Below are 15091 nucleotides of genomic sequence, written 5' to 3'. Positions count from 1 at the left end.
ATTACATACGGATACAACTGATACTTTGGCTAGGCCACGTTATCAATCGATTGACCTGGGTATTGTGACTTTGCTGCGAGTTCCTCTGGTGCGAAGTCGTCAACGTTAATTGTGTACAGTCGGTGTTCTTCAGCGCTAACAAGCAACGCAGCTTCTTTATCATTTAGAATACCTTTCTCAAGTCCTAACTGAGCAACAAGGTCGAGTCTTAAGAAAGCGCGTTTTTGATGCGTTTCTTTGCAGACTTTGTCGAATAAAGGCTCTGCTTGCAGAATCACTTCAAGTGCTTTCTCGATCTTACCAACAGGGTTGTATTCCGTTGCTTCTAAGTATTGACCGCGGCCAATACGTGAACGAGTTTCACTTGGTGTCTGCAGTATGCTTGCTACTTGGCTATCCAGTTTGTCATTGGGTGCACGACGAATACGACCAAATGGCATCAGTACAACACGAAGTAGGCGTCCAATTACCGGGTTAGGGAAGTTTGCTAGGAATTCATCAATCGCGACTTCCGTTTGACGTAAGCTATCTTGCATACCCCAATGTACTAGCGGCAGATCCTCAGCGTGGCTGCCCTCACTTTCAAAACGCTTGAGTGTTGCAGATCCTAAGTACAGTTGGCTCAGGATATCACCCAGTCTTGCAGAAAGACGCTCTCTACGTTTCAAAGAACCGCCTAGAACTGCCATTGAAATATCAGACAGTAGCGCTAGGTTGGCACTGTAGCGGTTCAATTTTTGGTAGTAGCGCTGTGTTTGTTTGTCTGTTTTATTGGCTGGCGTTGGCGTATCAGAACCACGACCATCGGTTAAACCAAACCACAAACTGCGAACGAGGTTACTGAGTGTAAAGCTAACGTGTCCGGCTAACGCAGAATCAAATTTATCCAGTGCATCACTGCTTTCAGAATAAGCCGCTTCCATTTCGTTTAGAACATAAGGGTGACAACGAATCGCGCCTTGACCGTAGATGATCATTGAACGAGTCAGGATGTTTGCCCCTTCAACGGTAATCGCGATTGGCGAACCTTGGTAGCCACGCGCTAAGAAGTTTGATGGACCTAAGCAAATGCCTTTACCACCGACGATATCCATCGCATCGATGATGCTGCGTTGGCCACGGTGAGTACAATGGTATTTAACGATGGCAGAGATAACCGAAGGTTTTTCGCCAAGGTCGATACCTGCAACGGTTAGATTACTCGCTGCATCCATCACGTAAGCATTACCCGCTAGGCGTGCTAGTGGCTCTTCAACCCCTTCCATACGGCCAATTGGTTGTTTGAACTGACGACGAATGCGAGCGTAAGCGCCTGTTGCCAGTGCTGCTGACTTGATGCCACCTGTTGAGTTTGAAGGCAGCGTGATACCACGACCAACCGACAAACATTCAACCAGCATACGCCAGCCTTGGCCTGCCATTTTCTGGCCACCAATAATGAAATCGATTGGTACGAAGATGTCGTCGCCCTGAGTTGGACCGTTTTGGAATGGAACATTGAGTGGGAAATGGCGATTGCCAATCTCAACACCTTTTAAATCAGTTGGGATAAGCGCACAGGTGATACCAAGATCTTTTTGATCACCAAGCAGGCCATCCGGGTCACGCAGTTTAAACGCTAATCCCAAAACAGTCGCGACAGGCGCTAGGGTGATGTAACGCTTGTTCCAAGTTAGGCGCATGCCCAAGACTTCTTCACCTTCCCATTCGCCCTTACATACCACACCGTAATCCGGTATAGAGCCTGCGTCTGAGCCTGCTTCTGGACTGGTCAGTGCGAAACAAGGGATCTCTTTACCTTCAGCTAGGCGTGGCAGGTAATGGTTTCTTTGATCTTCAGTGCCGTAGTGCTGTAATAGCTCACCAGGGCCTAGTGAGTTAGGTACGCCAACTGTCGATGATAATACGCTCGAAACACCCGTTAGCTTCTGTAGAACCAAAGACTGGGCGTAAGCTGAGAATTCTAAACCGCCGTATTTCTTTTTGATGATCATGGCAAAGAACTTGTGGTCTTTTAGGAATTGCCATACTTCTGGTGGAAGATCCGCTAACTCATGCGTCACCTGGTAATCGTTCACCATTTCACAAACCTGATTTACAGGTCCGTCTAAAAAGGCTTGTTCAGCTTCAGAAAGTTTAGGGTCAGCAATGTCCTGAAGTTTCTTCCATTCTGGTTTGCCTTTGAACAGCTCAGCTTCCCACCATACGGTACCCGCTTCCAATGCTTCTTTTTCTGTCTGTGACATTGCAGGGAGTACTTTCTTAAACAAAGAAAGTGCTTTTTGGCTGATGATGGTTTGACGAATTGCAGGTACAGCAAGCATTGCAACGGCCAAGAGGTAACAAAGCCAGCCAGTGACAGCTAAGCCGCCAAACAATGTCAGTACAACCATTGAACCGGTTAATACGATTAAAGCACGTACCAGACTAACTCTATGGTAAAGGCAGACACCAAAGATGGTTGTCATGGCAAGTAGGGAGAGCAATATGTTCATGATCGATTTCCTTTTCAGAGATCACTTATCGTTATGATTTTAGGTAAGAGGTCTAACCAGTTAAGTGTAAACAAAATATTAAATATTTGTAAAACTCTAAATTGGGTAAAAAGTGATCTTAATAGAGTTAAAATTCTAATTGTGAGAGGTTGGTGGTGAATAATTGGACGGTTCTTCAGTGAGATATTAATTAAGGTGGCAATCTTTTGGCTTAAGTATCGACACTATTTCATGTTTGTGGGTAAACTCAGTGATAAAGAGGGAAAAACCCTCAGCTCTCATTTCACGTACTTTAAGTTGCGTAAAAAAATATAAGAGATAAGCCTTATGTACCAAGACCTAATCAAAAGTGAATTGAACGAAGCTGCTGACGTTCTTAACAAGTTTTTGAGTGATGATCATAATATCGCTCAGATCGAAGCTGCGGCAAAATTGATTGCTGACTCATTTAAACAAGAAGGCAAAGTGCTTTCTTGTGGTAACGGTGGTTCACACTGTGATGCGATGCACTTCGCGGAAGAGCTAACTGGCCGTTACCGTGAAAATCGCCCAGGCTACGCTGGTATTGCGATTTCAGATCCTAGCCACCTGTCTTGTGTAAGTAACGATTTTGGTTACGACCATGTCTTTTCTCGTTATGTAGAAGCCGTGGGTCGTAAAGGCGATGTGTTGTTTGGTTTGTCGACTTCAGGTAACTCTGCCAACATTTTGAAAGCGATTGAAGCTGCTCAAGCTAAAGGCATGAAGACGATTGCATTGACGGGTAAAGATGGCGGTAAAATGGCAGGTTGTGCTGATATCGAAATCCGAGTTCCGCATTTTGGTTACGCTGACCGCATCCAAGAGATTCACATTAAGATCATTCATATTGTGATTCAGCTTGTCGAAAAAGAAATGGAATAATAGTTTTACAGACATTTGGAGCCCAGCTTAGGCTCCATTGGTTTTAAAAGGGAGTAGATTAAACCATGTGTGAATTGCTCGGTATGAGCGCGAATGTGCCAACTGATATTTGTTTTAGTTTCACCGGCCTGATGCAGCGTGGAGGTAATACCGGACCACATCGTGATGGTTGGGGTATCACCTTTTATGAAGGGAAGGGCTTTCGAACGTTCAAAGATCCTAACCCTAGCTGTGAATCAAAGATTGCTGAGTTAGTTCAAAACTACCCAATTAAAAGCCAAGCTGTTGTCAGTCATATCCGTCAAGCCAATCGTGGTGGCGTTAATCTAGAAAATACTCACCCATTTACCCGTGAGCTATGGGGACGATACTGGACCTTCGCTCATAATGGCCAATTAACGGATTACGATGATCTGGTTAGTGGTCGTTTCAGACCTGTCGGCGAGACGGACAGTGAACTTTCTTTTTGTTGGTTAGTGAAACAACTAGAAGATCGTTTCCCTGAACCACCACAAGACATGGAAGGCATGTTTCGCTTTGTCGCGGAATGTTGTGACCAGTTGCGTGAGAAAGGTGTCTTTAACATGCTACTCAGTGATGGTGAGTACGTCATGACCTATTGTACGAATCACTTGTACTGGATAACAAGACGTGCACCTTTTGGTAATGCGAGCCTGATTGACGAAGATGTTGAGATAAACTTTCAAGAAGAGACCACGCCAAATGATGTGGTTACGGTCGTCGCAACGCAGCCTCTAACATGCAATGAAGAGTGGTTTAGAATGAAGCCAGGCGAATACGCACTGTTTCATTTTGGTGAGCTGATCGGCAATAACCATAAAGCGTTGGAAGATGTTGCTTATGCACCTAAAAAGGTTGCAAGCCAAGCACCGACAGAGCCATTGAGCTAAGTATTCCGAATAGTATTATTTTGAAACGCATAAAAGAAAGGCCGCTTACTGAACTAATGAATCAGTAAGCGGCCTTTTTATTTGGTTTAGTTTTAACGAATTACTCTTCTGCGTAACCGTGCTTGCCCAATGCCTTGCCGTCTAAGATAGCTTGTCCGTTTACCATAGATAAACGATCTTCCGCGAACCACTTGCAGACCAGAGGATAAATGCAATGCTCTTGGGTGAGTACTCGGCTCGCTAGCATGTCGGCATCATCACCTTCAAATACAGGTACCTTAGCTTGTAAGATAACAGGGCCACCGTCGAGCTCTTCGGTAACAAAGTGGACGCTGGTGCCATGCTCTTTGTCCTGAGCATCAATAGCACGCTGGTGGGTGTGCAGCCCCGGATACTTAGGTAACAGAGAAGGGTGGATATTGACCATTTTACCCGCATAATGACGAACAAACTCTGAACTCAAAATGCGCATATAGCCAGCGAGTACAATCAGGTCGGGTTGGTAAGCATCGATCTGAACCATCAATTCATGATCAAATTCTTCACGCGAATTAAATTCTTTTGGATTCACCGAATGAGCGTCAACACCTGCTGACTTTGCTCTCTCTAGACCAAAAGCCTCTGCTTTGTTTGAGAAAACGGCCTTAACAGAGGCGTCAATCGTGTGGCTCTCACAGGCATCCAAAATTGCCTGCAAGTTACTTCCGCTTCCTGAGACTAAAACGACGATGTTTTTCTTAGAGTGACTGTTATTCATAGAATGGCTGTTCTTCATAGAGTGGGTCATGCGATTGGTTAACGGGGAAGTTTATACCAATCACAGTAAGTAAGTGATCATAAATAGCGTAGGAAAAAGGCTTGAGAACAAGGCAGAGATTTTCGATAAGTAGTTATCCTACAATCAAAATTTCTAACGAGGTGATCGAGCATTTTAACAAGCTAGGATGACCAGTTATTTACTACGATTGGTATTTATATTACCTACATAAACTAAGGTTTTCTGCGGGCTAAATAGCAAAATGAGGACCATAGGTCCTCATTGATTAACTAAGTAAGCGAACGTGTCACTTATTTGATTTCAACTTGCTCTTCGCCTGCTTCAGCGTTTGCGATCTCACCGATAACCCAAGCGTTTTCGCCTTCTGCTTTCAGTAGTTCAACAGCAGCGTCTGCTTGATCTTTAGGTAGAGCAACAACTAGGCCTACACCACAGTTGAAAGTGCGGTACATTTCAAATGTCTCCACGTTACCTTTCTCTTGTAGCCAGTTGAAGATAGCAGGCCATTCCCAGCTCTTGCCATCAATGACTGCTTTAGTACCTTCAGGAAGTACGCGTGGGATGTTTTCCCAGAAACCACCACCCGTGATGTGCGAGATAGCATGAATGTCATGCTCTGCGATCATTTTAAGTGCTGATTTGATGTAAATCTTAGTCGGTTCTAGTAGGTGTTCACCGATAGTGCGACCTTCTAGCTCTTCACTCTTATCAGCACCAGAAACTTCTAGAACTTTACGAATTAAAGAGTAACCGTTTGAGTGTGGACCACTTGAGCCAACAGCGATAAGTGCGTCGCCTGCTGCTACTTTAGTACCGTCAATGATGTCAGCTTTTTCTACAACACCAACACAGAAGCCAGCTACATCGTAGTCGTCGCCTTCGTACATGCCCGGCATTTCAGCAGTTTCACCACCGATTAGCGCACAACCAGCTTGAACACAGCCTTCAGCAATACCAGAAACAACGTCTGCTGCTGTATCTACATCTAGCTTACCTGTTGCGTAGTAGTCTAGGAAGAATAGCGGCTCACCACCTTGAACGATTAGGTCGTTCACACACATTGCCACTAGGTCGATACCAATGGTGTCGTGTTTTTTCAGATCCAAAGCAAGGCGAAGTTTAGTACCAACACCATCAGTACCTGAAACAAGCACTGGCTCTTTGTATTTCGTTGGAAGTTCACATAGGGCGCCAAAGCCACCAATACCGCCCATTACTTCAGGGCGACGAGTGCGTTTAACAGCACCTTTAATACGGTCTACTAGTGCATTACCTGCGTCGATATCAACACCAGCGTCTTTGTAGCTTAGAGAAGAAGTATTACCACTCACGGGATAGTCCTCGAACTTAAGTTGGATGTGAAAACGGCGCTATTCTAACAGGGCTTGATTACCAAGAGCAAACGTTTGCGCGGTTTTTTTTATTAGAATAAAGATTCTGAAATAACCTTAGAGTTCGTGTATAATCTACAGGTTTGTTTAAATATTGCCGGAGTTGGAAATGAAAGTTGTTGAAGTGAAACACCCGCTAGTAAAACATAAAATTGGCCTGATGCGTGAAGGTGAGATTAGCACTAAGCGTTTTCGTGAGCTAGCGACAGAAGTGGGTAGCCTTCTAACATACGAAGCGACATCAGACTTTGAAACTGAGCGTGTAACTATTAATGGTTGGAACGGTCCAGTTGAAGTTGACCAAATTAAAGGTAAAAAAGTAACTGTAGTGCCAATCCTACGTGCTGGTCTAGGCATGATGGACGGCGTTCTTGAGCACATCCCAAGTGCACGTATCAGCGTTGTTGGTATCTACCGTGACGAAGAAACGCTTGAGCCAGTACCATACTTCAACAAGCTTGCATCTAACATCGACGAGCGTATTGCTTTAGTAGTAGATCCAATGCTTGCGACAGGTGGTTCTATGATCGCAACGATCGACCTGATGAAAGAGAAAGGTTGTAAGCACTTTAAGATTCTTGTGCTTGTAGCGGCTCCTGAAGGTATCGCAGCTCTAGAAAAAGCACACCCAGACGTTGAGCTTTACACTGCTGCAATCGATGAGAAGCTAAACGACAAGGGCTACATTGTACCTGGTCTTGGCGATGCTGGTGATAAGATCTTCGGTACTAAGTAATTCGGTTTCAGTTTAAGTTACGCTAAACCGTTTCTTAACTCGCTGAATTAGCCGTATTAATAAAAAGGGAGAGCATTCGATGCTCTCCCTTTTTTGATCTTGTTAGCTTGTGATGCCCTTTAATGAGGATCACAAGCCAACCCGTTAGTTGATGTACAGTTAGTCGATTTGCGCTTTGTCTACTACGGTGTTGTCACCTAGCTCTTCAGGAAGGACTAGGTTCAGTAGAATCGCCACGATACCGCATAAGCTTACGCCTTGTAGGCTAAAGTCACCGATGCCAAATGCCATGCCGCCAATACCGAATACTAGAGTAATACCGACAATCACAAGGTTACGTGATTTGTGTAGGTCAACTTTGCTCTGAATTAGGGTGTTCAGGCCTACTGTTGCGATTGAACCAAACAGTAGAATCATGATGCCGCCCATTACAGGAACTGGAATCGTTTGAAGTAGAGCACCTAACTTACCAACCAATGCTAGAACAATCGCTGTTACTGCTGCCCAAGTCATTATCACTGGGTTAAATGCTTTCGTCAGCATTACCGCACCTGTTACTTCACTGTAGGTTGTGTTTGGTGGCGCGCCCAGCATAGAAGCTGCAATAGTTGCCACACCGTCACCTGTAATAGTGCGGTGTAGACCTGGTTTCTTAAGGTAATCTTTGCCGGTTACGTTAGAGATAGCAAGCATGTCACCAACGTGCTCAACGGCAGGTGCAATTGCAACAAACACCATAAAGAAGATAGCGTTGATGTTGAATTCTGGCGCTGTGAAGTTAGGTAGAGCTAACCAAGCAGCTTGAGCGACAGGGGTAAAATCAACGACGCCGTATACTAAGCTTGTGATGTAACCCGCGACAATGCCACCAAAGATAGGCAGTAGCTTAAGGAAGCCTTTTGAGAATACACTGATGACAATCGTCACTAGCAATGAAATAGATGAAATCCACAATGCTGCGTCTGCATCGATAAGCTGAACTGCACCATCGCCTGTTTTACCTAGTGCCATGTTTACCGCAACAGGCGCAAGACCTAAACCGATCACCATGATTACAGGGCCAACCACGACGGGTGGAAGCAGTTTGTGGATGAAGGCTACACCACGTACCTTAATTAAGGCACCCATTAATACATACACAACACCGGCTGCCATTAGGCCACCCATGGTTGCACCTACGCCCCAAGTTTGAATACCAAACATGATAGGGGCGATGAATGCAAAAGAAGATGCTAGGAAGATTGGCACTGAACGGCGTGTAATAAGTTGGAATAAAAGGGTACCGATACCAGCGCCAAAGAGTGCAACGTTGGGATCAAGTCCTGTTAGTAGCGGCACCAGTACAAGCGCACCAAACGCTACAAACAGCATTTGCGCACCTTGCAGAGCATTTTTCATGTTATGTCCTTAAAAATGGTCGTTATATGAAAAGTGAAAAATAAAATTCGCGGGATTCTATCACTTAGCAATCGATTGCCACACCAAATAGATCAAATTTATTTATCTTAGTGATGTTTTATATCCATCGTCGCCCGAAAAACTCAGTTCATAAGTGAGCGATTTATCATGGCCAGGTGATATTTTAAGGTTATTAAACACAGTGGGCGCTATCGACCTTGCCCCTCAATCCATAGTTGCTTATCATCTAGGCACAAGATTTGAATATTAGGATCAGTATGCGCTACATAGCATTGTTGTTGATTGGACTATTAGCCTCTCCGAGTTATGCCTTAACTCAAGTAGATATTTTTAGTGCTGAAGTTGCGATTAACGCTGAAAACAAACAGCCAGAACAAGTGGCTAGAAATACAGGTATGGAGCAGGTATTAATACGTGCGACTGGCCAAACCGATGTCGCTTCGAATGAGACGATTCAAAAGGCGATGCGTAAGAGTTCGCAGTACATGTCTCAAATGAGTTTTGGCGAGAGCAATGACCAATCAACGTTGCGTATGCGTTTTAACGGTGCTCAAATCCGTTCTCTATTGACGCAAGCACAGTTGCCGTACTGGCCTGACACTCGTTCAAATATCCTTGTTTGGCTGGTGGAAGAACAGAACTACGACAAAAATATTGTGTGGGAACACTCCAATTCACAATTGGCTGCGGGTTTACAAGCTAACGCAAAAGAGCGCGGTTTACCCCTGACTTTACCAGTCGGTGATTTTGACGATATTACCGGTATTGCGACCTCTGATCTTTGGGGTAGCTTTGTTACGCCAATCAGTAAAGCGAGTCAGCGTTACCCAGTTGATGCTGTTTTGGTGATTAAAGCTCAATCTTCTGGTTTACGCTGGACTCTGTATGACCAAAAACCAAACCAACTGACGAGCGCACCAAAATCGCCAGTGAGTGGTTCAGTATCGGGCAACAGCGCGACGACTTCTAAGAAGCTTGTTGACCAAATCAGTAACTACTACGCGAGTAAGAGTGCAGTAACGGTTGCGAGTGAATCTTCGGAATCAATCTTAACGCAGTTTATTAGCCTGAATAACGCGCAAGATTTCTTCCAGTTGGAGAGTGCACTTAAACGTTTAAATTCAGTTGCAAGTCTGGATATCCTTAAGATTCAAAACAACGAAGTGACCTTCCGAATTCACTTATTGTCGACTCAACAAGAGTTTGAGCAAGAAGTTGAAAGCATTCGCCAAGTCGCGAAGGTTGAAGAGTCTTACATTGAACCTGAAGTGAGCCCTGAATTTGAAACGCAAGACAACTCCATGTCTGTCGGCGATGATTCAACAGACGCTGTTGATGCTGAGGGTAGCGAGACTGACTCAAACGTTCAGGTGATTAAAGGCAGCGAGCTCTCTACGGACGCTGAGCTAACAGGTACTTCTGATGTAACGTTAGACGAATCTGGTGAAGAAGAACTCACGGTAACTGCACCAGTGCATGCTAAGCCAAGCCTAGTATATGAATGGGTTCGTTCGTAACTGTCCGTTGGAATGATCGATTGACATGACATCATGAAAAAAGCCCTGCAAGAGTTATCTCGCAGGGCTTTTTATTGTTCTGGTGTTATGTAAGCTCTAAAGCATCGAAGCAATATTATTGCTCGAACTTAGCTTTCTCTTTCTTTTCTACTTCAGAAAGGCGCTTAAGCTTAATACCTAACTCTTTGGCTCTAAAACGGGTAAACAAGATATTACCTGCGAAGCCTAGGCTAGTCAGGAGTAGCTCGACAGCCGCTAACAAACGCTCTCCACCGTCTACATACATAATCGTTAACGCGTGTAGGAAGTAGAGCATTAAGACGAAATTCGCCCAAGCGTGCGTATAAGGCTTGCCTGCTAGAATGCCCGGTAATGGCAGTAACAGCGGTACAGCCCAAGCAATCGCAAGTGTGACATTGCTAAGATGCGGGTGCGGTGAAAGCGTCATCTGCCAAGCCACCACCCAAAATAAAAGCAACAAGTTGCCTGCTAACGCTAGGTAGCGAAAGAGCTTGGTTTTGGGAGACATAGCCGTTTCTGGCATATACATCATTGAGATATTCCCTTCTGGTTGATAGCGATGCGCGCTAAGCGTTTGCCTAGGTTTTGTGCCAACTCAATTTCTTCTTTGCTTAATGAAGCGCTCTCTCCAGTACTGCTGGCACCGTAAGGTGTGCCACCTGTTTGAGTGGTGTGCAGCGCAGGTTCTGAATAGGGGATTCCCACAACTAACATGCCATGGTGAAGTAGAGGCAACATCATGCTTTGCTGTGTCGTCTCTTGACCACCATGCAGTGATGAAGAAGAAGTAAAGACACAAGCTGGCTTATCGATGAGATCGCCATTGATCCACAGTGATGTCGTGCTATCCCAAAAGTGCTTCATTGGCCCTGCCATGTTGCCGAACCAAACTGGGCTGCCTAGTGCTAAGCCATCGCAAGAACGGAGCTCTTGTAAGGTCACGATAGGATCTGTCGGTTGATAACGCGAATCAGGCTGCTCTTCTACCGTGTACACGTCGTTCACCGTTCTCAGCATGGCTTCGCAGTTCGGGATAGATTCAACCCCTCGTGCAATCTGTCTTGCTAGAGCTTGTGTGTTGCCGTGGCGACTGTAGTAGAGAACAAGAATGTTAATGCTCATATTAGCTTACAGAATCTCTAGTACTTGCTCTGGTGGGCGACCAATTTTTGCTTTGTTGTTCGCAACAACAACAGGGCGTTCAAACAGTTTTGGGTTTGCCGCCATTGCTGAGAAAAGATCTTCATCAGTCACCGATGCATCACCAAGATTTGCTTCTTTGTAATCTGCTTCTTTGGTGCGCATCATCTCGCGCACACTGGTAAAACCAAGCTGAGTGAAAAGCACTTTAAGCTGCTCAATAGTTAAAGGTGTGTCTAGGTATTTGATAACCTCTGGCTGTACGCCGTTCGCTTCAAGCAGTTCGAGAGTTTGACGGCTCTTTGAGCAACGTGGGTTATGATAAATCACGACAGACATGGTTCTTCCTCATTATTATTTTTGATTTAGTTGTTCAGTTGAAGCCACCTGAGTGGCTTCTTTATTATGTAGCGTTGAGCTTTCTTTTTCTGCTTTTACCAAGAATTACGGCTAATGAAACAAACTTATTGCAGCGATAAGAAACGCTCGCGCTGAATCATCAGTTGGTCGAGTCGAGCATCATAACGTGCTTGTTTTAGACTGCCGAGTTCTGCGATTTGGCTGGCCTGCGTGTAGTACTGAATCGCTTTGTTCCAGTTAGCTTGCAGTGCCAAAATTTCTGCGCGAGCGGCCAATTCTTCGTCGCTATTACCAAGGCTTGTATTTACTTTTGAAAGTAGGTGCCAACCATTGGTGTCGTTCGGGTTATCGTGCGTGTAACGTTGCAGCACGCGAACGGCTTCCTGTAGGTCTTCATTTTCAATCAGCGCATTGGCGTAGTTAATCGTCAGAACCGGGTTGTTTGGTTGGCGAACCAGTGCCGATTTAAGTTCTTTGATCGCTATCTCGGGCTGTTTCTGTTCAATGTGCAGATCTGAGATCGCATCTAAATAGAACAGATTGGTTGGATCGCTGTTGATGAGCTTGGTTAGAATCGGTTCAGCTTTATCTAATTTTTTAGTATCTAGATAAACCAATGCTTGGCCATATTCTAATGAAGGCACTATGGCTTTAGGTGCTTTCTTTAGTTGGCGTGCAAACCAGTCCAAGGCCGCATCATTGTTGATGCCGGCATAGCGCGCGACAATGCGAGCTCTTGCCAGATGGTAATCCAGTGATGGAGCCAGTTTAAGTGGCGGATAGCTGCGAGCACGGGCACGAGAGTCTGTGATTCGGTCTTCTGGTAATGGGTGAGTTAGCAGCATTGGTGGTGGTGTGCTTGCGTAGCGGTATTCATCAGCCAAGCGGCCAAAGAAACGTGGCATTGCATTCACATCGAACCCTGCTTTTGCGAGCGTGTTGATACCAAAGCGGTCGGCTTCTTTTTCATTACTACGTGTGTAGTTGATTTGGCTTTGCATGTTACCCGCCGTTGTTGCGGTTAATGCAGCAATACCAGCTTCAGGCGCTGCAATCGCCAGCAATACAGACGCTGCAAGCGCTGCGATGGTGGCTGGAGAACGGCGAGCTTGGTCTTCCATACTACGTGCTAAGTGACGTTGGGTAACGTGCGCGATTTCGTGCGCTAATACCGAAGCGAGTTCACTTTCTGATTGTGCATGCAGGAACAGACCTGAGTGCAGCGCAACGTAACCTCCAAAGAAAGCGAAGGCGTTAATGTTGCGGTCACGGATCATAAAGAACTGGAAAGGGGTCTTTACATCATTCGCGTTCGCGACAAGGCGATGGCCGAGCGTATCGATATATTGGTTTAGAACAGGATCGTTGACGATGGGCTGGCTGCTTCTGATGATGCGCATGTAGGCATCACCATAGATAAGTTCTTGATCGATAGTGAGTGTGCCGCCAGCAGCGGTGCCGATATCCGGTAGCTCCAAACCATTGGTATTTGCCAAAGTTGGTGTGCTTAATGTAGCTGCGATGCATAAGCAAGCAATTGAACGAGCGCGTTTAAACATATTAGTCAGTAATACTCCGTTTCTTCTGACAGTAAGACAAGAGCAATGCAAATTGGTTCTTTATCTGATTTAACCTTTACTAAGTGCGTGCGCTATCATTAAGGAAGATGAATGAATGATGGCGCGTTTTCAAAAACAGATTACAATACGACCCTTATAATAAGCATCGAGCCCAAGAATGACACCTAATATTCTAGATTTACGCCAAGAGCGATGTCCAATGGCTTTATTATTAGCCAAGCGTCACAGTGTAAAGTTAGAAGTAGGACAGTCATTGTCAATTTATGTCTCTGATAATAGCTCGATGAAAGATATTGTTACTTTTTTGTCTAAGCAAGCCTATGACGTCATCGCTGAGGTTTGCTCTAATTACCATCATATCCTCGTCACTAAAAAGGAATTGCAGTCAGATGCTTGAAATGGTCAATCGTTGGTATAAACGACGTTTCTCTGATCCCCATGCTGTCAGTTTGGTTGCCATCATTCTATTCGGCTTTATTACGATCTACTTTTTTGGTCACCTTATCGCGCCATTATTGGTGGCCATTGTGTTGGCTTACTTACTTGAGTGGCCCGTTACCCAACTTCAAAGACTCGGTGTTCCAAGAACCCCTTCAGTGATGTTGGTGATTTTAATGTTCTTTAGCGTGATGCTATTGGCGATATTTGGTTTGGTACCGACCATTTGGGAGCAAGTGGGCAACCTAATCAATGATATTCCAAGCATGTATGGCAGCCTACAAAAGTTCATCGCGACGATTCCAGAGCGTTACCCTGAACTGGCTAACTTACAGATTGTTGAGTCAATTATGTCTAACGCGAAGAACAAAGCGCTGGGCTTTGGTGAAAGCGTGGTTAAAGGCTCTTTAGCGTCTCTGGTGAGCTTGGCGACACTGGCGGTTTACCTGATTCTTGTCCCTCTTTTGATTTTCTTCTTACTGAAAGATAAAGAAGAGATGATCAGAATGGCAAGCGGCGTATTACCTAAGAACCGTCGCCTCGCGACCAAGGTTTGGGTAGAGATGAATCAACAAATCTCCAATTACATTCGCGGTAAGGTTCTCGAGATTTTGATCGTCGGTGGTGTGAGCTATGTAACCTTCGCGATTCTGGATTTGCGTTATTCAGCACTATTGGCTGTAGCGGTGGGTTTCTCGGTTCTGATTCCTTATATCGGTGCAGCAGCGGTAACGGTACCTGTAGCGATTGTTGGTCTGTTCCAATGGGGGCTAGAACCTCAGTTCTACTGGCTGTTACTGGCGTACGGCATCATCCAAGCGCTAGATGGTAACGTGTTGGTTCCGGTTTTGTTCTCTGAAGCAGTGAACCTGCACCCAGTCGCGATTATCGTTGCGGTATTGGTGTTTGGCGGGCTGTGGGGATTCTGGGGTGTGTTCTTTGCGATTCCACTGGCAACCTTAGTGAAGGCGGTTTGGAATGCGTTACCAAGTCATGCTCTTGACGATGACCCTGAGCATCAATCGTAATTGAATGCGCTATCAATTTTAATAAGTAGAAAAAAGGCCGAATATCCATGATATTCGGCCTTTTTGCATTTGGCTTAGTGAGTCGTGTATTAAGATTCGCTAGGTGCGAATTTAGAGAATCAACTCACTGAAGTCGAGATTAAGCTTCTGGGTTGAAGTAATCTAAAACCACTTCGTGGTGAGTCTTGGTTTTGAACTTGTTGAAGACGTGTTCAATCTGACCTTCTTCATCGATTAGGAAGCTAATACGGTGCAGACCATCGTATATTTTACCCATGATATGCTACCCTTGGTAACAATCTAAGACGTAAATTTTGACGATTCATGATAAAATCTATTTTTAACAGTGGCTTAGGTTAAAGAACTTTCTTGTT

General features: G+C 45.0%; 14 protein-coding genes and 1 pseudogene. 6 read left to right on the top strand and 9 right to left on the bottom strand.

Features of this window, described 5'->3' with window-relative positions:
- Window positions 1-29: 29 nt before the first annotated feature.
- The gene (fadE, locus tag AC3CKG_RS12400) at window positions 30-2495 is read right to left on the bottom strand and encodes an acyl-CoA dehydrogenase FadE (RefSeq protein ID WP_488528413.1); all 2466 of its coding nucleotides are present in this window, start codon (window positions 2493-2495) and stop codon (window positions 30-32) included.
- A 327-nt stretch (window positions 2496-2822) separates the two neighbouring features.
- On the opposite strand from fadE, the gene lpcA reads away from it, so the two are divergent.
- Entirely contained in the window at window positions 2823-3398 is a 576-nt protein-coding gene (gene lpcA / locus AC3CKG_RS12395; protein ID WP_017063379.1) for a D-sedoheptulose 7-phosphate isomerase, read from the top strand.
- 65 nt (window positions 3399-3463) lie between these two features.
- Complete coding sequence (locus AC3CKG_RS12390) at window positions 3464-4309, top strand: class II glutamine amidotransferase (RefSeq protein ID WP_017079424.1); 846 nt, start codon at window positions 3464-3466, stop codon at window positions 4307-4309.
- A gap of 100 nt (window positions 4310-4409) precedes the next feature.
- Here the strand turns inward: AC3CKG_RS12390 and purN are convergent, their stop codons facing one another.
- On the bottom strand, window positions 4410-5096 hold the full coding sequence (purN, locus tag AC3CKG_RS12385; protein WP_102326337.1) for a phosphoribosylglycinamide formyltransferase: 687 nt from the start codon (window positions 5094-5096) through the stop codon (window positions 4410-4412).
- Between the two features lie 281 nt (window positions 5097-5377).
- Window positions 5378-6418, bottom strand: a complete 1041-nt coding sequence (gene purM, locus AC3CKG_RS12380; RefSeq protein ID WP_008222945.1) for a phosphoribosylformylglycinamidine cyclo-ligase — start codon at window positions 6416-6418, stop codon at window positions 5378-5380.
- 169 nt (window positions 6419-6587) lie between these two features.
- Here purM and upp point away from each other — a divergent pair, with 169 nt between their 5' ends.
- On the top strand, window positions 6588-7214 hold the full coding sequence (upp, locus tag AC3CKG_RS12375) for a uracil phosphoribosyltransferase (protein WP_017060716.1): 627 nt from the start codon (window positions 6588-6590) through the stop codon (window positions 7212-7214).
- Window positions 7215-7373: 159 nt separating this feature from the next.
- Here the strand turns inward: upp and AC3CKG_RS12370 are convergent, their stop codons facing one another.
- Window positions 7374-8612 carry a uracil-xanthine permease family protein gene (locus AC3CKG_RS12370; RefSeq protein WP_017107211.1) on the bottom strand — a complete coding sequence of 413 codons (1239 nt, stop codon included), beginning with the start codon at window positions 8610-8612 and terminating at the stop codon, window positions 7374-7376.
- 278 nt (window positions 8613-8890) lie between these two features.
- On the opposite strand from AC3CKG_RS12370, the gene AC3CKG_RS12365 reads away from it, so the two are divergent.
- Window positions 8891-10150, top strand: coding sequence for a DUF2066 domain-containing protein (locus AC3CKG_RS12365; RefSeq protein WP_488528412.1), 1260 nt, complete (start codon window positions 8891-8893; stop codon window positions 10148-10150).
- 115 nt (window positions 10151-10265) lie between these two features.
- Here the strand turns inward: AC3CKG_RS12365 and AC3CKG_RS12360 are convergent, their stop codons facing one another.
- The 4 genes from AC3CKG_RS12360 to bepA form a co-directional block, all read right to left on the bottom strand.
- Window positions 10266-10703 (bottom strand): DUF2069 domain-containing protein, encoded by a 438-nt coding sequence (locus AC3CKG_RS12360; protein ID WP_017107212.1) that lies wholly within the window; start codon window positions 10701-10703, stop codon window positions 10266-10268.
- Window positions 10700-11293 (bottom strand): NAD(P)H:quinone oxidoreductase, encoded by a 594-nt coding sequence (gene wrbA / locus AC3CKG_RS12355; protein WP_102485342.1) that lies wholly within the window; start codon window positions 11291-11293, stop codon window positions 10700-10702. The genes AC3CKG_RS12360 and wrbA overlap by 4 nt, the downstream gene beginning before the upstream one ends.
- 6 nt (window positions 11294-11299) lie before the next feature.
- Complete coding sequence (gene arsC / locus AC3CKG_RS12350; RefSeq protein ID WP_017107214.1) at window positions 11300-11650, bottom strand: arsenate reductase (glutaredoxin); 351 nt, start codon at window positions 11648-11650, stop codon at window positions 11300-11302.
- Between the two features lie 125 nt (window positions 11651-11775).
- Window positions 11776-13230: a beta-barrel assembly-enhancing protease gene (bepA, locus tag AC3CKG_RS12345; RefSeq protein WP_017110366.1), complete on the bottom strand. Its 1455-nt coding sequence runs from the start codon at window positions 13228-13230 to the stop codon at window positions 11776-11778.
- Window positions 13231-13408: 178 nt separating this feature from the next.
- Here bepA and AC3CKG_RS12340 point away from each other — a divergent pair, with 178 nt between their 5' ends.
- Both AC3CKG_RS12340 and AC3CKG_RS12335 read left to right on the top strand, forming a co-directional pair.
- On the top strand, window positions 13409-13648 hold the full coding sequence (locus tag AC3CKG_RS12340) for a sulfurtransferase TusA family protein (RefSeq protein ID WP_017107216.1): 240 nt from the start codon (window positions 13409-13411) through the stop codon (window positions 13646-13648).
- Window positions 13641-14717: an AI-2E family transporter gene (locus AC3CKG_RS12335; protein ID WP_065110928.1), complete on the top strand. Its 1077-nt coding sequence runs from the start codon at window positions 13641-13643 to the stop codon at window positions 14715-14717. The genes AC3CKG_RS12340 and AC3CKG_RS12335 overlap by 8 nt, the downstream gene beginning before the upstream one ends.
- A 139-nt stretch (window positions 14718-14856) precedes the next feature.
- Here AC3CKG_RS12335 and AC3CKG_RS12330 read toward each other — a convergent pair.
- A pseudogene (locus tag AC3CKG_RS12330) lies at window positions 14857-14994 on the bottom strand (thioredoxin-dependent thiol peroxidase); the annotation flags it as partial.
- Window positions 14995-15091 lie beyond the last annotated feature (97 nt).

The organism is Vibrio sp. QJM3NY_15 (genome assembly GCF_057785995.1).
The sequence above is the reverse complement of the archived record's forward strand: the minus strand, read 5'-3'. Positions and strand labels throughout refer to the sequence as shown.